20 protein-coding genes are annotated in these 21801 nt (G+C 72.8%); 12 read left to right on the top strand and 8 right to left on the bottom strand.

The features are described 5' to 3' along the window. Window positions 1-33: 33 nt before the first annotated feature. The gene (locus STRAU_RS20990; protein WP_037660853.1) at window positions 34-489 is read left to right on the top strand and encodes a VOC family protein; all 456 of its coding nucleotides are present in this window, start codon (window positions 34-36) and stop codon (window positions 487-489) included. A gap of 116 nt (window positions 490-605) precedes the next feature. Further along, complete coding sequence (locus tag STRAU_RS20985) at window positions 606-1580, top strand: AfsR/SARP family transcriptional regulator (protein WP_016642378.1); 975 nt, start codon at window positions 606-608, stop codon at window positions 1578-1580. A gap of 435 nt (window positions 1581-2015) precedes the next feature. On the opposite strand, the gene STRAU_RS20980 is transcribed toward STRAU_RS20985, so the two are convergent. Then, window positions 2016-2606 (bottom strand): hypothetical protein, encoded by a 591-nt coding sequence (locus STRAU_RS20980; RefSeq protein WP_037660850.1) that lies wholly within the window; start codon window positions 2604-2606, stop codon window positions 2016-2018. A 142-nt stretch (window positions 2607-2748) separates the two neighbouring features. Here STRAU_RS20980 and STRAU_RS42435 point away from each other — a divergent pair, with 142 nt between their 5' ends. Next, a complete protein-coding gene (locus tag STRAU_RS42435; protein ID WP_158692106.1) occupies window positions 2749-3432 on the top strand; it encodes a hypothetical protein in 684 nt (227 codons plus the stop codon). Window positions 3433-3439: 7 nt separating this feature from the next. Here the strand turns inward: STRAU_RS42435 and STRAU_RS20970 are convergent, their stop codons facing one another. The 7 genes from STRAU_RS20970 to STRAU_RS20940 form a co-directional block, all read right to left on the bottom strand. Next, window positions 3440-4501, bottom strand: coding sequence for a caspase family protein (locus STRAU_RS20970; RefSeq protein WP_016642376.1), 1062 nt, complete (start codon window positions 4499-4501; stop codon window positions 3440-3442). Between the two features lie 72 nt (window positions 4502-4573). Next, window positions 4574-6076 (bottom strand): hypothetical protein, encoded by a 1503-nt coding sequence (locus STRAU_RS20965; RefSeq protein WP_016642375.1) that lies wholly within the window; start codon window positions 6074-6076, stop codon window positions 4574-4576. A 196-nt stretch (window positions 6077-6272) separates the two neighbouring features. After that, window positions 6273-7412, bottom strand: a complete 1140-nt coding sequence (locus STRAU_RS20960; protein ID WP_016642374.1) for a serine hydrolase domain-containing protein — start codon at window positions 7410-7412, stop codon at window positions 6273-6275. Window positions 7413-7589: 177 nt separating this feature from the next. Next, window positions 7590-8123 carry a hypothetical protein gene (locus STRAU_RS39115; RefSeq protein WP_158692105.1) on the bottom strand — a complete coding sequence of 178 codons (534 nt, stop codon included), beginning with the start codon at window positions 8121-8123 and terminating at the stop codon, window positions 7590-7592. 84 nt (window positions 8124-8207) lie between these two features. Beyond that, complete coding sequence (locus tag STRAU_RS20950; RefSeq protein ID WP_016642372.1) at window positions 8208-9035, bottom strand: transporter substrate-binding domain-containing protein; 828 nt, start codon at window positions 9033-9035, stop codon at window positions 8208-8210. Between the two features lie 25 nt (window positions 9036-9060). Continuing rightward, window positions 9061-10662, bottom strand: coding sequence for a M81 family metallopeptidase (locus tag STRAU_RS20945; protein ID WP_016642371.1), 1602 nt, complete (start codon window positions 10660-10662; stop codon window positions 9061-9063). Next, complete coding sequence (locus STRAU_RS20940; RefSeq protein WP_052029179.1) at window positions 10659-11888, bottom strand: ROK family transcriptional regulator; 1230 nt, start codon at window positions 11886-11888, stop codon at window positions 10659-10661. Before STRAU_RS20940 ends, STRAU_RS20945 begins: the two co-directional genes overlap by 4 nt. A 226-nt stretch (window positions 11889-12114) precedes the next feature. Here STRAU_RS20940 and STRAU_RS20935 point away from each other — a divergent pair, with 226 nt between their 5' ends. The 9 genes from STRAU_RS20935 to STRAU_RS20895 form a co-directional block, all read left to right on the top strand. Further along, entirely contained in the window at window positions 12115-13953 is a 1839-nt protein-coding gene (locus STRAU_RS20935) for a peptide ABC transporter substrate-binding protein (RefSeq protein WP_016642369.1), read from the top strand. Then, window positions 13950-14909 carry an ABC transporter permease gene (locus tag STRAU_RS20930; protein ID WP_016642368.1) on the top strand — a complete coding sequence of 320 codons (960 nt, stop codon included), beginning with the start codon at window positions 13950-13952 and terminating at the stop codon, window positions 14907-14909. Before STRAU_RS20935 ends, STRAU_RS20930 begins: the two co-directional genes overlap by 4 nt. Beyond that, window positions 14906-15820, top strand: coding sequence for an ABC transporter permease (locus STRAU_RS20925; RefSeq protein ID WP_016642367.1), 915 nt, complete (start codon window positions 14906-14908; stop codon window positions 15818-15820). The genes STRAU_RS20930 and STRAU_RS20925 overlap by 4 nt, the downstream gene beginning before the upstream one ends. Before the next feature lie 14 nt (window positions 15821-15834). Then, on the top strand, window positions 15835-16035 hold the full coding sequence (locus STRAU_RS43710) for a putative oligopeptide transport ATP-binding protein YkfD (protein WP_016642365.1): 201 nt from the start codon (window positions 15835-15837) through the stop codon (window positions 16033-16035). After that, window positions 16032-18029, top strand: a complete 1998-nt coding sequence (locus STRAU_RS39110; RefSeq protein ID WP_016642366.1) for a dipeptide ABC transporter ATP-binding protein — start codon at window positions 16032-16034, stop codon at window positions 18027-18029. The genes STRAU_RS43710 and STRAU_RS39110 overlap by 4 nt, the downstream gene beginning before the upstream one ends. After that, on the top strand, window positions 18026-19045 hold the full coding sequence (gene mmuM, locus STRAU_RS20910) for a homocysteine S-methyltransferase (RefSeq protein WP_016642364.1): 1020 nt from the start codon (window positions 18026-18028) through the stop codon (window positions 19043-19045). Before STRAU_RS39110 ends, mmuM begins: the two co-directional genes overlap by 4 nt. 150 nt (window positions 19046-19195) lie before the next feature. Continuing rightward, the gene (locus tag STRAU_RS20905) at window positions 19196-20281 is read left to right on the top strand and encodes a WD40/YVTN/BNR-like repeat-containing protein (RefSeq protein WP_016642363.1); all 1086 of its coding nucleotides are present in this window, start codon (window positions 19196-19198) and stop codon (window positions 20279-20281) included. Between the two features lie 138 nt (window positions 20282-20419). Continuing rightward, entirely contained in the window at window positions 20420-21115 is a 696-nt protein-coding gene (locus STRAU_RS20900) for a uracil-DNA glycosylase (protein ID WP_037660847.1), read from the top strand. Next, window positions 21112-21801 (top strand): N-acetylglucosamine kinase (locus tag STRAU_RS20895; protein WP_037660845.1); only part of this gene is annotated, 690 nt, incomplete at its 3' end. The genes STRAU_RS20900 and STRAU_RS20895, both read left to right, overlap by 4 nt.

Here is a 21801-nt window from a genome sequence, read left to right as displayed (position 1 = left end):
GGCCTCCGGGCCGACGTGTTCGATCATGGAGGGATGACTGGCTTCTATCATGTGTGTTTCGTGGTCCCCGACATCGAGCGGGCGATGCGGGACTTCCGGCGTTCGGCCGGGGTCGAGTGGAGTGACCCGGTGTCCGACCGCATGGGCGGGTGGGACTACCGCATCGTCTTCAGCCGGGGCGGGCCACCGTTCATCGAACTCATCACGGGGCCCGCGGGCAGTCCCTGGGACGCGTCCCAGGGCGCCAGATTCGACCACATCGGCTTCTGGTCCAGCGATGTCGGGCAAGCCTCCCGGCGCCTGGAGAAGGAAGGCATGCCCGTGGACTTCTCGGGCTGTCCCTACGGCCGGCCGTTCGCCTACCACCGTGTGGACAGCATCGGAGCCCGCGTCGAGTTCGTCGACGTCAGCCGGCAGGCCGCCTTCCTCGACGGGTGGCATCCGGGCGGGGAACCCATGCCCGCCCTCGACGAGAACTCCAGAGGCTGAGCGCGCGCGGCCTGAGGGTAATCCCCGGCACGCTCCCCGAGGCGCGCGGGGCGCTCGGCCGTTACGTTCGTGCCGGTAGGGCAGGGCGAACGCGGGAGCCCACTGGAGGTGGCCCGATGGATTCCATCAGCTACAGGGCGGCCGGTGAAGAGCGGCCGACGCTGCGGCTGCGGCTGCTCGGCGGATTCCTTCTGACGCGGGAGAGCGGGGGCTCCCGGTGCGGGGACGAGGAGTGCGGGGCCGAGGAGCATGGGGCCGAGGAGTACGGGGCCGAGGAGCATGGGGCCGAGGAGTACGGGGCCGAGGACTTCGGCAGCCCGTCCTCGGGCGGAGCCGCGTCCGCGGACGGCTCCGCCCACGCGTGCCCCGACGGTCTCGTCCACTCCTCCCTGGCGTGCCCCGACGACCCGAGCGCGCTCGGCGCCCGGGGCAGGGAGCCTCTGGAGGTGCCCGCGAGCGGTCAGCAGGTGCTCGCGCGGCTCGCCCTGTGCGGGGCGGCGACCCGCTCGGCGCTCGCCGGGACCCTCTGGCCCGACGCCACCGAGGCGCGGGCCCGCGCCAGCCTGCGCACCGCCGTGTGGCGGCTCAACGGCGCGGGCCGGGCCCTCACGGACGCCCGTGAGGGCGTGCTGTCGCTCAGCCGCCGGGTGCGCGTGGACATCCAGGACCTCACCGCGGCCGCGCACCACGTGCTGTCGGGCAACGCCCTGTCGGCGACGCGCGAGCCCATGCGCGCGGCCTACCAAGTGCTGCTCTGCGGGCGCGAGTTGCTGCCCGGCTGGCAGCAGGACTGGGTGGCCTTCGAGCGCGAGCGGCTGCACCAGTTGCGGCTGCACGCCCTGGAGGCGCTGTCGGCCCGGCTCGTGGCGCGCCGGCAGTACGCGCCCGCGCTGGAGGCCGCCCTGGAGAGCATCCGCGCGGACCCGCTGCGCGAGAGCGCCCACCGGGCGGTGGTGTCCGTACACCTCGCGGAGCACAACCTCACGGAGGCCGTGCGGCAGTACGAGACGTTCCGCGAACTGCTGCTCAGGGAACTCGGCGTGGAGCCGTCCGGCCAGTTCGCGACGATGCTGCGGCACGCCCTGGTGTGATGCTGCTGCGGTACGCCCTGGTGTGACGATCCCGCGGCACGCCCTGGTGCGAGGGCGGTCCGGCGCGGCGCGCCCGATTCGGCTCCCGCCGGACAAGGCACTCACAGATGACGTGACGCCGCGGTGACGGCCGCCCTGCACGATGGGACATGCCCCGTCCAGGATGCGGGGAGAAGGGGGATCTCCCCTGGTTGAGCGACGCGTTGGCCGTCGCGGCCACCATCTCGATGTTCGCTCACGCCCTGGACGGGGCGCCCGAGGTCGTGCACCACGGGCGTCCCCCACCACGCCGGCCCGCACGGGCCCGCGACACGGCCCGTACCGGAGCCACCCCACGCCTGCTCACATCGGAGGGGCCGGGCTCCCCCGAGCCGTCCGGCCCCTCCGCTCCTCGCCCGGACAGGGGGCCCCAAATTCCTCCCCGGTCCGGGGGTCTCAGCCCGGCCCCGCCTCGCGCAGCCGCTCGATCGCCCGGTCCACCGGCCTGTGCGGCAGCCCGGTCCTGCGGCACAGCTCGTCCCTCGGCATCTCCCGCAGCACCTCGCTGACGAACGTTCCCGACAGGTCCGCGATCTCGTGCACATATGCCTCCACGCGGCTCACGGCGTCGGCGACCGGCGGCCGGGGCCCGCTCGCCGGGCCGGTGTCGCCCGGCACGGCGGGGCCGCCGCGCGCAGCCGCCGCGGGCCACCGCTCCTCCTCCAGCCAGGTCGTCCACACCCCGCGCCCGACCAGGTGCTCGGCGACGTTCTCCGCCGCCGAACCGTCCTTGATGACCCCGGGGTCGGCGCCGTCGGCCCGGATCAGGAGCCGGCAGGACGCGGCCAGCATCGGCGGGGACGCGACCTGCGCGGGCGGCCCGTCGAAGAGCGTGCGCAGCGCGGCGACGTCGGGGTGTCCGGGCACGTGCGGTGTCAGCCGGCGGACGACCTCGTCCAGGCGCTCCAGGTCGGGACCGCGGTCGAGCAGCATGGCGTGCGCGGCGACGATCCCGAGGAACGGGTCGACCCGCCCCGAGTCCAGCATCGGGAACAACTGCTGGTCCGAGATCAGGTCGATGCCCTGGCGCAGCCCGGACAGCGCCGCCTCCCGGGCCAGGCTCAGCCCCTCGTCGGCCGGGCACCAGCCGGTGCCAGCCGGTGCCGGCGGGCGCCATCTCCACCGAGGCGTGCTGCGGGCGCGGGCCGTGCGGGCCGTTGCTGACGAAGACGAGCGTGGTCCAGCCCTCCGACACCCACAGCGCCTGGGCCAGCGGCAGACCGTCGCCGGAGGGCTCGCGCAGCCGCAGCCGGTAGCCTCCGGGATCGAGGTCGCCGCTCCAGGCGGCCCAGCCCTGCTGCGGATCGACCTGCCAGCCGTCCTCGCCGCCGTCCACGGCCTCGCCGCTCTCCGCGGTGATCTGGAGGGCGTACGGGTCGAGGCGCCAGCCGCGGCGCAGGTTCCGCAGGAGCACCATGAGCGTGGGCGTGCCCCGGCGGTGCGTGGCTTCCCTGCTCCACCGCAGCGCGGCCTCGCGGTGCGCCGGTTGCGTGGTGGCGGTGCGTGCGACGGGGGCCGGGGCGGGGACGCTGGGCAGCGGCAGGCGTTCGGTGAAGGCGTCCGTGCCGACCTCGGCGAACTGGCTTGCCACGGCGCCCGCGAAGCGCTGCTCGATGCGGTAGATGCCGGGCGGCAGCGTGGTCTCGATGGTGCCCATGCCGTGCGCCACCTCGCGCATCGCCTCGTCGGTCACGGTGATCAGGACCGACGGGGTGTCGGGGATGACGACGAACGGCACCTCGTCACGCCGCTCGGGCGCCGCGGCGGGCGCGGGGCCGGGACGGTGCTGGACGGAACGGGCCCGGGAACCTGAACGGGACTCAGAACTGGACAACGCCGCCACCCCCGGTCACTACCTCGAAGAATCCGCCGTCCGTGAAGTCGGGGGCGGTCAGGCTCTCCGGTACGGCCTTGTAGAGCCCGGGAACCAGCGCCTCGACGTGGTCCGCCCCGGCGATGTCCAGCCAGCAGGGCGCGGTGATGCCCCGCCCGCGCAGCTCCACCCGGCCGCGGAAACCGGCCGGGAAGCGCAGGGTCACGGGGTACGAGCCGACGCCCTGGAGCCCCTCGGCGAAGACGATCGGCGTGCTGGTCTCTCTCAGGAACCGGGCCTCCTGCGGGACCAGTTCCCGTGTCGTGCGGTCGAGCACGTGGCGGCGTACGTAGTCCGCGAGGCTGTCGGAGGTGACCTGGCCCTCGGAGGTGACGGTGCCGCCGCCCGCGCCGCGCAGACCTTCCAGGAGGGCCGAGGTGAAGTGTCCGCGGGACTGGTCCGGGTCGGGTTCGTGCTGTTCGTAGGCCGGGTCGCCGAGCGCCGACGCGTAGCCGACGAACGCCTCGACCTTGTCGGGAGCCTCGGTGGTGTCGGTGAACGGCGGGCCGAAGGCGGTGACACCGCCGAAGCGGGTGCGGCAGCAGTCCGCGAAGAACACGATCTCGTGGAACGGCGACGCCGATTCGTACCACGACAGATAGGGGCGTACGGCGATGTGGTTGCCGAGCAGGTCGATCGCGGCGTTGGCCATGAGCAGCGCGGCGTCGCCGCCGAACGGGGCGATGCCGTGCCCGGCGAGGAACACGTACAGGCGGGTGTCGGCCCAGGCGCCGCCGTCGCGCTCGACGGCGGCGCGGACCGCGCAGTGGGCGCGGTACAGGGCGCGGTTGACGCTCTCGCGGGTCGGGACGGCGCTCATCACGTCGGCCTCGCGCTCGTCGCGCTCGGTGGCCGTGACGAGGGCGACGTTGCTCTCCGGTACGTTGCCTCCTGCCGGGTCGACGAGCCAGTCGCGGAACCGCCCCGCGTCGCCGCGTGCGCCTTGCAGGTCGCTGATCGCCGGATAGCGGTTGATGCCGACGACCACGGCGTGGTGCAGGTCGTTCATCGGGCTTCCCCCCTTGTGCGAACCCGTGTGGACCGCGTGTGAAGCCGCGGACAGCCGTGAGCGGCTCCGGACTCAGTCGGCCAGCATCCGGGCGAGGCTCGCCAGGACCTCCGGGTCGTCGTCGAATCCGCCGTGCGTGCGGGCCCCCGAGCTCAGGCCGGGGCCGCCGTCGGCGGGCGACCACACGGTGCGCTGCGGGTCGGCCGTGAGGAACGCCCGCAGGTCCTCGGAGTCCTGCCCGCCGAAGGCGCCGTCGGCGGCGTACCAGTGCTGCATGCCCGCGATCGGGGCGACCGCCGACTGCCTGGCGGGGCCGCGCTCCAGGACGCCGGAGACGAAGTAGAGCAGCGACCTCGGGTACAACAGGGGCACCAGGTGGTCGGCGCGTTCGGCGGCGTCGGTCATCGTGAACATCCGCAGCCGGTCGAAGAGTTCGTGCTGGAGACGGACGATCGGCGACAGCTGGGCGACGGTGCAGGCGGGCGCGAGCAGCGCGACGTCGCGGACGCGGAAGTCGGCGGGCAGCGGGTCGTCGGCGTCGGCGCGCCGCCGGACGAGGTCGGTGAGCAGGTTGCTGATGAAGACGGCGCCCGCGCTGTGGCCGACGACGGTCACCTTGGGCCTGCTGCCGGTGGCCAGGAGCTGGCTGAAGCGGTCCAGGAAGTAGCGGCCCGCGCGGGCGTCGTCGGACGGGGCGAAGGTGTCGGCCGTCTGGCGCTTCATGGCGTCCCAGATGGAGGCGCCCACGTTGGCGATGTAGAACTCGCGGAGTATCTCCTCGACGACGGTCGGGTACAGGCCGTGGTCGGTGTGCAGCCGGAAGCGGCCCACGACGGCGGCGATGACGCGCACCGTCTTGCGCACCAGGAGCGCGGAGGTCACCAGGGAGCGGCGGTTGTCGGCGGCCGCGGTCTCGGCGGCGAGCTCGGCGACCGTGTCCGGTGACATGAGGGTGGCGACCGCCGCGCGCCCCCCGTCGATGTCGCGCGCGGCGGTCGGCGCGGAAGCCGGACGCAGGACCGAGCCGACGATCTCCCGGTTGCGGTCGGCGAGTTCGGTGTCCGCCGAGAGTTCGGCGGTGATGCGGACGCGTTCGGCCTCGCCGAGCGGCGGCACCTCGGCGGGCGGGGTCAGCCGGGCGTAGGGCTCCTGCCCGGTGCGCAGCAGGGCGAGTTCGGCGTCGACGGCCCTGGCGGGCGGGGCGGTGAGCGATCCGGCGGCGCGCTGCCCCGGCCGCTGGAAGACGGTGCCCGCGGCGTAGCGGGTGACGCGGCTCAGGAGTGTCTGGAAGACGGACTCGCCGATGATCTGGGGCAGGTTGCCCTGGAGGGTCTCCAGCAGGCCGCTGCTCCACACGAAGAACACGGGCTCGGCGCCCGCCGCCTCGTACACGGGCGTGAGCCGCTCGGCCGTCGCGAACCCCAACTGGTCGTCGACGAGCCCGCCGTGGAAGTGCAGGACGACGCGTGGCCGGTCCTTCAGGCTCGCGACGAGCGCGTCGATGTCGGCGGTGCTGGTCGTGGCGAGCCGTCCGTTCGTCCCGCTGTGGACGCAGCGCCTGCGGGCAGGGTGCATATCGGTTACCTCCGGCCGATGGCCGCTCAGCAGGAGCCCCCCTCGCAGAAGTCCCCCGACTCCTGCCGCTCCTGGCAGGGGAAACCGTAGAACGGCCGCGACCGCCGCGTCCTCGGGGGCGGGCCCGGGGATTACCCCAAGGCAGGCGCGTGCGGCCGCTCCGGGCGCCCCTGGGCCGGCCGCCCGCGCCGGGGGTTCAGCCCTCGCCCAGGCACTTCCGTACGGCCGCGACCAGCCGGTTGGCCCGGTCGTCGCCGTGGCCGATCATCTTGTTGGCCGTGTAGGCGAAGCCGACGCCGAACTCGTCGTCGCCGAACGCGAACTGGCCGCCCGCGCCGTCGTTGGCGAAGCTGCGCGGTCCCAGGGTGGGGCGGAAGGCCGGGGAGTCGAGGAGGAAGCCCGAGCCCCAGCGCACGCCCATGTCGAAGCCCAGCCAGGACGTGCCGGCGGACTGCTCGCGCACCGCGTCCGTGACGGTGTCGCGGGTCAGCAGCCGTGTGGAGCCGTCGACGCCGGTCGCGGCGGCGGCGTACAGCGTGGCCAGGCCGCGCGCGGAGGACACCGCGCCCGCGCCGGGGATCTCCGCGCCGAGGAGGGCGGGGTCGTTCCAGCCGTGGGGGACGTCGACGCCGGGGAACGCGAACGCGCCGTTCATGGTGACCATGCGGGTGAGGATCGATTCGGGGCCGGGCATCGGCGGCCTGCCCGGTGCCTCGACGAGCCGGGCGAGGGAGCCGAGTTCGTGCTCCGGCAGGCCGATCCAGGTCCGCAGGCCCAGGTCGTCGGCGACGGCCCGGCGGAAGTAGGCGCCGGGGGTGAGCCCGGTGACGCGCCGGATGATCTCGCCGAGCAGGAAGCCGAAGACGTGCGCGTGGTACTCGTACGTCTCGCCGGGCGCCCACAGCGGTTCCTGCTCCTCGATGGCGCGGATCACCGGGGTCCACTCGGTGATCTCCTCGAATGTCGGGGTGCGGTCGAGGACGGGGAGCCCGGCACGGTGGCCGAGCACCATGCGCGGCGTGATCGTCTCCTTGCCGGCGCCCGCGAACTCCGGCCAGTACCGCGCCACCGGCGCGTCCAGGTCCAGGCGCCCCTCCTGCGCCAGCAGGTGGACGCAGACGCTCACGACGCCCTTGGCGCAGGAGAAGACCGGCACGACCGTTTCCTCCTGCCAGGCCCGGCCGGTCCGCTCGTCGGCGACACCGCCCCACAGGTCCACGACCTTGCGCCCGCCCGCGAACACGGCCGCGCCGAGTTCGTCGAACTCGGCGAAGTTCTGGTCGAAGACGTCCGCGACCGCGCCGAACCGTTCGTCGGCCCATCCACTGTGTTGCACTGTCTCACTACTCTCTGGCGACGCTGTGCTCGCGCGAAGGCGCAGACCTCCGGCGGGCGATGACCGGCACACGATATGTGCCCCTGCCATCCATCTCCAGCGAATTAGGGTCCCGCGTCATCTCCGGCAAATTGGGGTCCCGCGTCATCTCCAGCGAATTGGGGTCCCGTGCCGCGCCTACGGCCCCAACGGCGTGGGCGGCGTCGGGACCTGGAGCGGCGGTGGTGCGGCCTCGGCCAGGACGAGGGCGCTGGAGGGGATGGCCGCGCGCATCTCCAGCAGAGCCACCAGCGCGGTGTGCAGCTGCTCGACGCCCTCGTACGCCTCGTGCGCGAGGACCAGGCGGGCGCGGGTCTCCAGGTTCTGCCAGGCGTACCGGCGGCGCAGGTTCGCCATCTGCCGTGCGTCGGCGCGCAGGAACGTCGACCCGGCCGAGAAGCCCGCCGAAAGGAGCGCGAGGATCGCCGCGGGCACGCGCGCGCCGGGCGAGGCGAGGCCGGCGGCGCCGGAGATCCCGGCGAGCACCGCGGCCGGGAAGCCGAGGCAGATGTACGTGGCGTTCCACAGCTTGCTGCGCCGCTGGGCCCGCCGCGCGCCGATCCGGGACTCGGCCGCGATCTGCCTGACCTCCTCGGCGAGGTGCCGCATGCGCCCTTCGGGGTGCCCGGCGTCCCCGGCAGCCCCGTCGTCGGGCCGCGCTTCTCCCGTCATCACCCGTTCCCCCCGGAGTCGGAGCCGGGATCGTATCAACCGCCCGCCGTCCGGGCCGCTTTGGGGACGGTCAGGAGGCCGACCTCACTTCATCCACTCCGCCTCGTACGCCGCGTACGTCCCGTCGTGCGTCGCGAGGTGCACGAACTGGTCGACGTACTCCTTGAACTGCGCGTCACCGCGCGGCAGGGCGTATGCCTTCTCCGCGAAGGTGAAGGGCTTGTCGGGGTGGAGCGAGCACAGTTCGGGGTGGATCTTCGCCTGGTAGCGGGTCTCACCGGCGTCGGTCATCATCACGTCCGCGCGGCCGTCGATGATCTCCTGGAAGATCGTGGAGTTGTCGGGGTGCACGGTGAGGGAGGCGCGCTTGATGTGTGCGCGGGCGAACTGCTCGTTGGTTCCGCCGGGGTTGACGACGACCTTGGTGCCGGGCTTGTCGATGTCGGCCAGCGTCCCGTCCCCGAACCGTGCCTTGTCGGCGCAGCGCACGATCGGCGTCTTGCCGTCCTCGCGGGTCGGTTCGCTGAAGTACACGGCGCGGGCGCGCGGCAGCGTGATGGAGACGCCGCCGACGGCGATGTCGCAGCGGCCGTCCGCCACGTCGTCGGCGATCTCCTTCCAGGTGGTGGCGGTGAACTTGGGCTTGGCGTCGAGGGACTTGGCGAGGTCGCGGGCCATTTTGATGTCGATGCCGCTGTACGACCCGTCGGCCTCGCGGTGGGTGAAGGGGCGGTAGTCGCCGGTGGTGCACACCCGCAGGACGCCCTTCTTCGGTACGGAGTCGAGGAGGGTGCCCTTCGTGCTCTTGCCGGGGGCGGGGTGGTGCCCGCGGCCCGCGTCGGGTGCCGCGGGCGCCGCGGCGGTGACGGCGAGCAGGCAGACGAGGGCGGACAGGGTGGCGGCACGCTTCATGCGGGCGGGTCCTCTCTCTGTGGCGTCAGGCGCTGTGCGGGGTGAGCGGCGGCAGCTGGGCCGCCGTCAGGCCGGGGCCCGCGCCATCTTCGTACGCGTCGTCGTCGAAGGGGTACATCGGCCGCTCCACGCGGTGGTGGCCGAGCCGCTTCAGGTCCTGGTCGACGCCGCCGGGGGTGAGCGCGAGGAGCCAGTCGGCGGCCATGTCGTACAGCTCCGGCTCCAGGTAGCCGATCTTCACGACGACCAGGTCGTACGTCCTCGGGTCGATGCCGAGGCCGCCGTCGGCGGGGCCCATGAAGTCGGCGAGGGTGTGGAAGGGCTTGCGGCGCTCGACGAGGATCAGGGTGAGCCCGCCCACCCGCACGGCCGCCATGTCGACGCCCCGGTCGTAGGCGCCGCCCTCGGCGCGGTCCTTCTGGTCGGTGGCGCGCTGCAGCGCCTCGACGGTGCCGGTGAGTTCGTACGGTCCCCCGTGGTTGGCGTCGACCTTGCCGCCGACGGACAGCGTCACCTCCGCGCCGACGCCCGCCTCGAAGCAGCGGGCGACGGCGACCGGGTCGGTGATGCCGGGGTGGACGGCGGTGACCTCGCCGGAGCGGATCGCGTCGTGCTCCAGGAGCTTGCCGAGCATGTACGCGAGGTCTCCGGCGCCGCCCGCCGTCGGGTTGTCGCCGGAGTCGCTGATGAGGAACGGCCGTTTCGCCGAGGCCACGGCCTGCTCGACGCACTCCTCGGCGCTGCCGGTCGGGCCGACGAAGACGAAGTCGCGCCGGGCGTCCCAGTAGCGGCGGGCCAGCTTCCCGGCCTCGGCCGCTGCGAGTTCGGCGTCGTCGCCGGTGACGACGATGGCGGCCTGGCAGCGCGGCTCGTCCGCCCAGGCGTAGCCCACCCACATCGCGGCGTCGAGGATGCCGGGAAGCCGCTCGATGTCGGCGAGCGAGGCGTACAGGGACTTGGCGGGCTCCAGGCGGGTGCTGGTCTTCTCGCCCGGAAGGAGCACCGGGACCTGCACCCAGGCGCGGTGCGGGCGGCTGCCCTCGCGCAGGCAGCGCACGAGGTTGCGGGCGGCGCGCTCGCGGGTCTCCCAGGCGTCCTCGTGCGGGGCGAGGCGGTGCGCGGTGAGCAGGTCGATCGGCGCCGCGAAGCGGTGGGAGACGTTGCCGTGCAGGTCCATGGCGGTGGAGATCATGGGGCGGCCGGTGCCGTCCGGGGTGCCGACGGAGTCGAGGGCGGCCCGCACGGCCTCGGTCAGGTCGGCCTCGGCGTCGGTGAGGCCGACGACGCTCATGGCGCCGTGGATGTCGTACACGAGGCCGTCGAGGGGGCCCGCGTGCCGGATGCGGGTGACCAGTTCGTCCTTGAGCGTCAGGTACGACTCGGCCTCCACGGGGCCGCCGGGCAGCGCGGTCGCGTGCAGCAGCGGCACCCACTCGACGAGGTCGGCGAGGTCGGCGTCCGGCTGGGTCCAGGTGTAGCGGTCGAGGAGTTCCTGACCGCGGGTCTGGCGGAAGTCGTCGGCGGTGGAGCGGTGCGGGCAGAAGGTGGAGGACTCGATGCCGATGCCGCCGATGCCGATGCGCAGGCGGCGGTGGGTGACGGCGGGGGCGGCCGGGGTCGCGGTCATGCGGGTGCGCTCTCTTCCTGGACGGGTGTGGCGGACGGGTGGTCTTGGCCGACGATGGGGGGTTCCTGGGCGAGAGGGCTCGTCCGCAGGTGGCGGCGCAGGGCGGTGAGGCCCGCGCCGAGCAGGCCCGCGTCCGGCCCCGTCACCGTGGTGGTGATCTCCAGGTCCGCGGTGGCCACGGGCAGGCAGCGCTCGTACAGGACGCCGCGGACGGCGGCGACCAGCGGTTCGGCGGTGGCGAGGACGCCGCCGAGCGCCACGGCCTGCGGGTTGAAGAAGTTCACGACGACGGAGAGCACGGTGCCGATGTGCCGGCCCGCGGTGCGCACCAGGGTGGTGGCCTGCGGGTCGCCGTCCGCGACGAGCTGGAGCAGCTCGCCGGTGGTGGCCACCTCGACGCCCTGGCGGGCGAGTTCGCGGATCAGCGCGGCGCCGCTCGCGACGGTTTCCAGGCAGCCGATGTTGCCGCAGCTGCATGGCCGCTCGCCCGCCTCCTCGATGCGTACGTGACTGATGTCGCCGGCCGCGCCGTTGGCGCCGTCGTGCGGTCGGCCCGCGGCGATGACACCGCTGCCGATGCCGCGGCCGGCCTTGACGACGACCAGGTGGTCGAGGTCGGGGCGGGCGACGGCGTGCTCGCCGACGGCCATCATCGTGGCGTCGTTCTCGACGGTCACGGGCAGGCCGAGGCGCTCGGCGAGGACGTCGCGCAGCGGGTAGCGGTGCCAGCCCGGCATCCGGGACGGGCTGAGGACGCGGCCCTCGCCCGGGCGCACGGGGCCGGGGAAGGCGACCCCGAGGGCGCGCACGGTGCGCCCGGCCGCACGCTCGCGGGCGGCGAGTTCGGTGACGCGCTCGCACAGCCAGTCGACGGCCGACTCGGGTCCGGCGGTGATGTCGTGCGGCAGGTCGGCGGTGTCGCGGACGGTGCCGTCGAGGTCGACAGCGCCGAGCCGCGCGTGGTGGCTGCCCAGGTCGGCGGCCAGCGCGATGCCGCCCTGGGCGCGCACCCGGAGCAGCCGGGGGCGGCGCCCGCCGCGCGAGGCGCCCTCGCCGGACTCGGTGAGCACCCCGGCGGCCACCAGCTCCTGCACGCGCAGCGACACCGTGGACGGCGCGAGTCCCAGCTCCCGCACCAGATCGGCCCGGGAGGAGGCCGCGCCCGACGAGACCAGCCGCACGATGTGCTGCGCCGATCCGGGTTCGCCGTGCACGTTCCTTGCCATACCGACCCCGTTCGTTCGACGCGTTGATTCGAGTACGAGCCGAACACTAGGTCGCAGCGAAGGAAGTTGACCAGTCCCGCCAAGAAAAGTGCCCCAACTTCCGACTTTCCGCAGTCTTTGCCGAACGAAGCTCTTGACTTGCTTTTCTCCACGGGCCTAGCGTTCGGGCCTCCCTACCGCTCATGTGTACGGATCCGGTCCCGGCAGTTCCTGGAGGCCCACAACCATGCGCTCACTCAAGGCAGCCGCGGCCGCGGTCCTGGTGCTCGCGGCCCTGGCGGGCTGCACCCGCGAGGGCGGCCGCGTCGACATGGGCCCGACCGGCGGCGTCCCGGTCGAGGGCGGCACCGCGACCATGGCGCTGCCGCCCAACGCGACGCCCAACTGGATCTTCCCGATCGGCCCGCCGGGCTATGGCGCCTCGTACAACGCGGGCATCCAGTACCTGCTGTTCATGCCGGTGTACGACGCCGTGCTCGACCAGGACAAGGGCGAGCTGACCACGCACGGCCCGAGCACGCTGGGCCTGGAGCCGACGTACACGGACGGCAACAAGACCGTGACCATTCCCCTGCGCAAGGGCGTCAAGTGGTCCGACGGGAAGCCCGTCACGTCCCGTGACCTGGAGTTCTGGTTCAACCTCGTCAAGGCCAACAAGGCGCAGTGGGGCAGCTATTCGGTCGGCACCATGCCGGACAACGTCAAGCGGTTCGAGACGGTCGACGACCACACGGTGCGGCTGCGCCTGAACCGCGCGTACAACCCGGACTGGTTCACCGCCAACCAGCTCACGCGGATGCGCGCCCTGCCGCAGCACGCGTGGGGCGCGCGCACCGACGGCGGCCCGATCGGCGACTGGGACCGCACGAAGAAGGGCGCCAGGGAGGTCTTCGCCCGGCTCACACGCCACGGCAAGAGCCTCGGAAAGTACGGCTCCGACCCGCTGTGGAAGACGGTCAACGGGCCCTGGAAGCTGGCGGAATGGCGTGACAGCGGCCAGGTGACGATCGTCCGCAACGAGAAGTTCACCGGTCCCGAGTCCGAGCGCCCGCACCTGGACAAGGTGGTCTTCAAGCCCTTCACCACCGCCGACTCCGAGTACAACGTGCTGCGCTCGGGCGGCGTCGACTACGGCTACATCCCGCCGTCGGTCCTCGCGCAGAAGGGGAAGTTCGAGGACAAGGGATACCGCGTGGACCCGTGGGAGGGCTGGGCGGCGACATACATCGTCTACAACTTCAACTCCACGCACGCCGGGCCGCTGCTGCGGCAGCTCTACGTCCGGCAGGCCATGCAGCACCTCGTCGACCAGAAGGCGATGAGCGACGTCATCTGGCAGGGCAGCGCCACACCGACGCTCGGCCCGGTGCCGGTCACGCCGAAGAGCCAGTACTTGTCGAAGGCGATGGAGCGCGACCGCTACCCCTTCTCGGTGGCGAAGGCCAAGTCCCTGCTCAAGGCCCACGGCTGGGAGACGAAGGACGGTACCGCGCGCTGCGTACGCCCCGGCACGGGCGCCGACGAGTGCGGCAAGGACATCGAGCGGGACGATCCCCTGGAGCTGACCCTGCTCTCGCAGTCGGGCTCCACGGAGACCACGAACATGATGCAGGAGCTCAAGTCCTCGCTCTCCAAGGCCGGCATCGATCTGAAGGTGCGCCAGCAGCCGCTCAACTCGGTGCTCGGCAACTCCATTCCATGCACCGCGAAGGATCCGGGCTGCGACTGGGACATGTCCTTCTTCGGCACGGCGGGCAGCTGGTACTACCCGCTCAATCCGAGCGGCGAGCAGCTCTTCTCCACCGGCGCTTCCGCCAACTTCGGCAACTACAGCGACAAGAAGGCCGACCGGATCATCCGCGCCGTGCAGTACTCCCCCGACATGAAGGCCGTGCACGAGTACGGCGAGTACCTGGCCGAGCAGCTGCCGGTGATGTGGATGCCCAACCCCGCGTATCAGGTGTCCGTCATCCGCAACGACCTGCGGGGCATCGAGCAGAACCCGACGGTCACGTTCGCGCCGCAGGACTGGTACTACGTGAAGAAGAAGGGAGCCGACAAGTGACCGGCTTTTCCGGCTTTCTGGTCAAGCGCTTCCTCCAGGCGCTCGTCGTCCTCTTCCTGGTGTCGATCATCGTCTTCGTGCTGCTGCACATGCTGCCGGGCGGCCCGGCGCGCGCGATCCTCGGCCCGAAGGGCACACCGCAGCAGATCACCGACTTCAACCACCAGCAGGGCTACGACCGTTCGCTGCCGACGCAGTACTTCATGTACCTGAAGCGGCTGTTCACGGGCGACCTCGGGGACTCGTACAAACTCAACTCGCCCGTCTTCGAGCTGCTCAAGCAGCGGCTGCCGAAGACGCTGCTCCTGACGGTCCTGTCGACCGCGCTCGCCGTCGTCATCGCGATCCCGCTGGGCCTGCTCCAGGCGGTGCGGCGCGGCAAGGCGTCGGACTACGCGCTGACCGGGCTCGCGTTCCTGCTGTACGCGACGCCGGTCTTCTTCCTCGGCCTCATCATGATCATCCTGTTCGCGCAGGTACTTCCGGTCTTTCCGGCGGAGGCGCCGCAGGGCGAGTCGATCGGTGAACTCCTCAGGGAATTCAGCGGGTTGGTGCTGCCGGTGGTGACGATGGCGTTCGGCATCGTGGCGATGTTCAGCCGGTACATGCGCTCGGCGGTCCTCGACAACCTCACCGAGGAATACGTCCGCACCGCCATGGCGAAGGGCCAGTCGAGCCGCCGCATCATGGTCCGCCATGTGCTGCGCAACGCGCTCATCCCGCTCGCGACGCTGCTCGGCCTGTATCTGCCGACGCTGTTCAGCGGCGCGCTCGTCGTCGAGTCGATGTTCAACTACCCGGGCATGGGGCTGCTGTTCTGGAACGCGGCGCAGGGCTCGGACTTCCCCGTGCTGCTCGGCGTGACGCTGGTCGTCGGCATCGCCACGGTCCTCGGCTCCCTCCTCACGGACATCCTGTACGCCGTCCTCGACCCCCGGATACGGAGCGTGGCATGACCTCCGCGGCCCCTACGACTGCCCCTGTCACCGCGCCCGGTCACGAAGAGGCCGCGCAGGTCACGCCCTCCCTCGCCCGCCGCACGCTCCGGGTCTTCACCGGCAACAAGCTCGCCCTGACGGGCGTCGTCCTGCTGGTCCTGCTGCTCCTCTTCAGCTACCTCGGCCCGCTCCTGTACGACACCGAGCAGACCCACACCGACCTGTCCCAGGCCAACCTGTCCCCGGGCACGGACGGCCATCTCCTCGGCACCACCGACCTCGGCTACGACATGGTCGGCCGCCTCATGGTGGCCGGGCAGACATCGCTCGAAATCGGCCTGGCGGCGGGTCTGTTGGCCACGCTCTTCGGGACCGTGTACGGAGCCGTCTCCGGCTACTTCGGCGGCTGGGTGGACGCCGCGATGATGCGGGTCACGGACGCGGCGCTCGCCATCCCGGCGATGTTCCTGCTCGTCGTCGTCGCCGCGATCATCACGCCCAGCAAGGGCGTCCTCATCCTCATCATCGCGGCCGTCGCCTGGCTGTCCCCGGCCCGTCTCGTCCGGGGCGAGGCGCTGTCGCTGCGCAACCGCGAGTACGTCCAGGCCATGCGGATGATGGGCGGCGGGGGCACCCGGGCCGTCTTCAAGCACATCGTGCCGAACGCGATCGGCACCGTCATCGTCAACTGCACCTTCCAGATCGCCGACGCCATCCTCTACGTCAGCTATCTGGCGTTCCTCGGCCTCAGCATTCCGCCGCCGTCGGCCGACTGGGGCTCGATGCTGTCGGCCGGCATCACGTACACGCAGAACGGCTACTGGTGGCTGATCTTCCCGCCGGGCATCGCGATCGTGCTGGTCGTCGCCGCGTTCAACTTCATCGGTGACGGGCTGCGGGACGCCTTCGAAGTACGGCTGCGCAAGTAAAGGAATTCGACACCATGGACGACAGAGAAGACGTGGGCGGCACGGCGCCCGACCCGCTGCTCCGCATCGAAGACCTGCGCGTCGACATCGCCTCGCGCGAGCGCACCGTGCACGCACTCGACGGCATCTCGCTGGAGCTCGCGCCGGGCGAGGCCCTGGGCGTCGTGGGCGAGTCGGGCTGCGGGAAGGCGAGTCGGGCTGCGGCAAGACGATGACCGCGCTCAGCGTCCTCGGCCTGCTGCCGCCCGGCGGGGCCGTCACCGGCGGCCGGATCCTGTTCGACGGCCAGGACCTGGCGGCGGCGTCGGCGGCCGCCCTGCAGGAGGTCCGCGGGAACACCGTCGGCATGGTCTTCCAGGACCCGCTGACCTCGCTCAATCCCACGATGACGATCGGCGCGCAGGTGGCCGAGCCGCTGCTGCTGCACCGGGAGGGCATCGGCCGCAAGGAGGCGTGGGCGCGGGCCGAGGAGATGCTGCGGCTCGTCGGCATGCCGCAGCCGTCCGAGCGGATGAAGGCATACCCGCACCAGTTGTCGGGCGGGATGCGCCAGCGCGTGGCGATCGCCATGGCCCTGGTGTGCGAGCCGAAGCTGCTGATCGCCGACGAGCCGACGACCGCGCTCGACGTCACCACGCAGCACCAGATCCTGGAACTGATCGACAACCTGCGCGAGACGCTCGGCATGGCGTTGATCCTCGTCACCCACGACCTGGGCGTCATCGCCAACCGCGTGGACCGCGTCGCGGTGATGTACGCGGGCAAGGTGGCCGAACAGTCCGACGTGCGCGCCCTGTTCGCGCGCCCCCGGCACCGCTACACGGAGGCGCTGTTCGCGGCGCTCCCGGAGCGGGCGGCGGAGCGGGGCACGGAGCTGCACACGATTCCGGGGCTGCCGCCGAGCCTCACGGTGCGGCCGACGGGGTGCCGGTTCGCGCCGCGCTGCCTGTTCGCGACGGCGGAGTGCGAGGAGCGGGAGCCGGAGCTGTCGCCGGACCGGGAGCCGGAGCTGTCGCCGGACCGGGTGCCCGAGCTGTCGCCGGACCGGGTGCCCGAGCTGTCGCCGGACCCGGAGCCGCAGCCGGAGGCCGGAGGCAGCCAACTCCTGGGCGCGGAGCACCGGTTCGCGTGCTTCCACCCGGTGCCGTACGGCGACGCGCCCCAGGAGCAGGTGGTGACGCCACCCCCGGCCACGGCCACCGAACCGGGCGAGGTGCTGCTCGAACTCGACGCGCTGGTCAAGGAGTTCCCGCTCACCGGCGGCCCGTTCGCACGCCGGCGGGGCACCGTCAGCGCCGTCGGCGGCGTGTCGCTGGCCGTCCGCAAGGGCGAGACGTTCGGCCTGGTCGGCGAGTCCGGGTGCGGCAAGACGACGCTCGTCCGGATCGTCGCGGGCCTGGAGGAGCCCACCGCGGGCACGGTCCGCTTCGACGGCCGCGACCTGGCCGGGCTCTCCCGTGCGGAACGGCGCGCGCACCGGCGCCGCATCCAGCTCATGTTCCAGGACTCGACGGCGGCGATGGACCCGCGCATGCGGGTCGGCGAGATCCTGCGCGAGCCGCTGGTCATCCAGGGCCTCGGCACCCGCGCCGACCAGGAACGGCTCACCGCCTCTCTCCTCGACGCCGTCGGTCTGCCGCGCGGCGCCGTGCACCGCTATCCGCACGAGTTCTCCGGGGGTCAGCGTCAACGCCTCGGCCTGGCACGGGCGTTGACGCTCTCGCCGGACCTGGTGGTCGCGGACGAGCCCGTGTCGGCCCTCGACGTGTCGGTGCAGGCGCAGATCCTGAACCTGATGCGGGAGCTCCAGCGCGACCGCGGCCTGACCTATCTGTTCATCTCGCACGACCTGGCGGTGATCCGCCACCTCGCCGACACCGTCGGCGTGATGTACCTGGGCAAACTCGTGGAGACGGGTCCGGCCGAGCAGGTGTACGCCCACCCGCTGCACCCTTACACGCGCGGCCTGCTCGACACCGTGAACGTGCCCGACCCGGCCGTCGCGGCTGCGGGGCAGCGCGAGCCGCTGCACGGCGAGACCCCGTCCGCGGCGAAGCCACCGTCCGGCTGCCGCTTCCGCACCCGCTGTCCGCTCGCCCAGGACGTGTGCGCGACCACCGAGCCGCCGGTGAGCACCCCCAGCGGGGCGGGACATCAGGTGGCGTGCCACTTCCCCCTGGCCGTACCTCGGCTAGCGTCGACGGTATGAACGACGCAGCGGGCACGGGGGCGCACGCCGAGGGGCGCGCGGGTACGGACGGGCAAGCCGGGGCGGGCGGGCCCGAGGGGGCGCGGGACAGCCTGGGCCAGGAGGGGGCCCGGGACAGCCTGGGCCTGGAGGCGGCGCTGGCGCGTGCGCCCCTCGTGCTCGACGGCGGTCTCTCCAACCAGCTGGAGGACGCCGGGCACGATCTCGGCGACACTCTGTGGTCGGCGCGGCTGCTCGCCGAGCACCCGGACGCGATCCGGTCGGCGCACCTCGCGTACTACGAGGCGGGCGCGGACGTCGCGATCACCGCGAGCTACCAGGCGACGTTCGAGGGGTTCGCGCGGCACGGCATCGACGCGCTGAGCACGGCGGAACTCCTGCGCCTGAGCGTGGAGTTGGCCCGCGAGGCGGCCGAGCTCGCCGGCGCCGACCGGCCGCTGTGGGTGGCCGCTTCGGCCGGTCCGTACGGGGCGATGCTCGCGGACGGCTCGGAGTACCGCGGCCGCTACGGCCTGAGCGTGGCCGACCTGGAGCGCTTCCACCGCCCGCGCCTGGAGGTCCTCTCCGACGCCGCGCCCGACGTGTTCGCCCTGGAGACGGTGCCGGACACCGACGAGGCCCGGGCCCTGCTGCGCGCGGTACGCGGCCTGGGCGTGCCCGCGTGGCTCTCGTACAGCGTCAGCGGCGACCGCACCCGCGCGGGCCAGCCCCTGGAGGACGCCTTCGCGCTGGCCGCCGAGGCCGACGAGGTCGTCGCGGTGGGCGTGAACTGCTGCGACCCGCGCGACGCGGACGCGGCGGTCCCGCTGGCCGCCCGCGTCACCGGCAAGCCGGTGGTGGTCTACCCGAACAGCGGCGAGACCTGGAACCCCGCGACGCGGTCCTGGCACGGCCCCACCCGCTTCACCGCGGGCCAGGTGGACGGCTGGCGCCGGTCCGGGGCCCGGCTCATCGGGGGCTGCTGCCGGGTGGGTCCGGGCGCGATCGCGAAGGTGGCGGAGGAGATCCACGGCTGAGCGGCGGTGCCGCCCGCACCGGCGCCCGCACCCGCACCGTGACGGCGCCGCACGCCCTGACCTGGGCGGAAACGCGCCGAGGCGTCATTGTCAGTGGTCGGGTGCAGACTGAGCCGTACCTGAGACAACGCCGTCCGAAAGGTGTCAGTCATGGCTGACGTCCTGCTCACCGTTGGTACTCGCAAGGGCCTGTTCGTCGCGCGCCGCACGCACGGCACCTGGCAGTTCGACGACAGTCCGTACTTCAACGCCCAGGCGATCTACTCGATCGCGATCGACACGCGCACACCGCAGCCCCGCCTCCTCGTCGGCGGGGACAGTGCCCACTGGGGGCCGTCGGTGTTCCACTCCGACGACCTCGGCAGGACGTGGACCGAGCCGAAACAGGCAGCCGTCAAGTTCCCCAAGGACACCGGGGCGTCGCTGGAGCGGGTGTGGCAGCTCCACCCGGCGGCGGCCGAGCCGGACGTGGTGTACGCGGGCACGGAACCCGCCGCGCTCTACCGCTCCGAGGACCGGGGCGAGAGCTTCGAGCTCGTCCGCCCGCTGTGGGAGCATCCGTCGCGCTCGCAGTGGCAGCCAGGAGGCGGCGGCGAGGGCCTGCACACGATCCTCACGGACGCCCGCGATCCGGCCGCGGTCACGGTCGCGGTGTCCACGGCGGGCGTGTTCCGCACGGAGGACGGCGGCGCGAGCTGGCGGCCGTCCAACTCCGGTGTCTCGGCGGTGTTCCTGCCGGACCCGAACCCGGAGTTCGGCCAGTGCGTGCACAAGGTCACGAAGGACGCCGTGGACCCGGACCGGCTGTATCTGCAGAACCACTGGGGGGTGTATCGGAGCGACGACGCGGGCGCCCACTGGACCGACATCGGCGAGGGCCTGCCGTCCGACTTCGGTTTCGCGGCGGTCGCCCACCCGCACCGCGGCGACACGGCGTACGTGTTTCCGATCAACGCGGACGCGGACCGCGTCCCCGCCGACCACCGGTGCCGCGTCTACCGCACGGCGGACGCCGGCAAGAGCTGGGAGCCGCTGAGCGCGGGACTGCCGCAGGGCGATCACTACGGCACGGTGCTGCGCGACGCCATGTGCACCGACGGCGCCGACCCGGCGGGCCTGTACTTCGGCAATCGCAACGGCGAGGTGTACGCGTCGGCGGACGACGGCGACACCTGGCAGGAGCTGGCCACCCACCTGCCGGACGTCCTCTGCGTACGGGCGGCGGTCCTGGACTGAGCCGGGCGGCGGCTCCCGGGAGCCGAGGGCGGCCGGGCGGCGGCTCCCGAAGGCCGAGAGCTTCCGGGAGCCGCGACGGCGGCGAGCTTCGGCCATCGGTTGATCAGTGCCGCCGGTACGGCAGTAGAGTGACGCTCCGTGGCACCACGACCCTTGCATGAAATCGTCGAAGCCGGCTGGGCCAAGGCCCTGGAGCCGGTGGCCGAACGGATCGCCTCCATGGGCGACTTCCTGCGCGCGGAGATCGCCGCGGGACGCACCTATCTGCCCGCCGGACCGAATGTGCTGCGCGCCTTCCAGCAGCCGTTCGACGAGGTGCGCGTCCTGATCGTCGGCCAGGACCCCTACCCCACGCCCGGGCACGCGGTGGGTCTTTCCTTCTCGGTGGCTCCCGACGTCAGACCCCTGCCCGGCAGTCTCATCAACATCTATCGCGAACTGAACAGCGACCTGGGCCTGCCCCAGCCGTCCAACGGCGATCTGACGCCCTGGACCCAGCAGGGCGTGCTGCTGCTCAACAGGGCGCTCACGACGGCCCCGCGCAAGCCCGCCGCCCACCGCGGCAAGGGCTGGGAAGAGGTCACGGAACAGGCCATCCGGGCGCTCGCCGCACGCGGCCGCCCGCTGGTGTCCGTCCTGTGGGGCCGGGACGCCCGCAATCTGCGGCCGCTGCTCGGCCAGTTGCCGTCGGTGGAGTCCTCGCACCCCTCGCCGATGTCGGCGGACCGCGGCTTCTTCGGCTCGCGCCCGTTCAGCCGCGCCAACGACCTCCTGGTCCGGCAGGGCGCCGAGCCGGTGGACTGGCGGGAGCCGGTGGACTGGCGGCTGCCGTGACGGAGCCGGCGTTCGTCCTCGGCGTGGACTCCGGCGGCTCGGGGCTGCGTGCCGTGCTCGGCGTCCCGGCCGGTCCGCGCGGGTCGACGCCGGTCCGCTCGAAGGAGCCGGTGCGGACCGGCCCGGGCGGCATCGACGCCCGGCACATGACCGAGCAACTGACGCCCATGATCAGGCAGTTGCTGGACGAGGCGGGCGACGGACGGATCGTCGCGGCCGCGGTCGGCGCCGCCGGGATGGCGACGCTCGGCGAGGAACTGCGCGCCGAACTGCCGTCCGCGCTGGCCGAGTCGTTCGGCGTACGGCGCGTGGCGCTCGCCGCCGACGCCGTCACCGCCTACGCGGGCGCGCTCGGCCAGCGCCCCGGCGTCGTCGTCGCCGCGGGCACCGGCCTCATCGCGATGGGCACGGACCTCACCGCCTGGCGGCGGGCCGACGGCTGGGGGCATCTGCTCGGCGACTGCGGCAGCGGCGCGTGGATCGGGCGCGCGGGGCTGGAAGCGGCGATGCGGGCCTTCGACGGCCGCCGGGGCGGCTCGGCCGCGCTGCGCGCCCGCGCGGAGGACATGTTCGGGGAACCCCTCTCGGACCTCCCCCGCCAGGTCTATCCCCGCGCGGACCGCCCCGCCGTTCTCGCCTCGTTCGCGCCGGAGGTGGGGCGCTGCGCGGCCGACGGCGACCCCGTC

The organism is Streptomyces aurantiacus JA 4570 (assembly GCF_000414115.1).
Taxonomy (GTDB): domain Bacteria; phylum Actinomycetota; class Actinomycetes; order Streptomycetales; family Streptomycetaceae; genus Streptomyces; species Streptomyces aurantiacus_A.
This window is presented reverse-complemented; position numbering and strand designations above follow the sequence as displayed.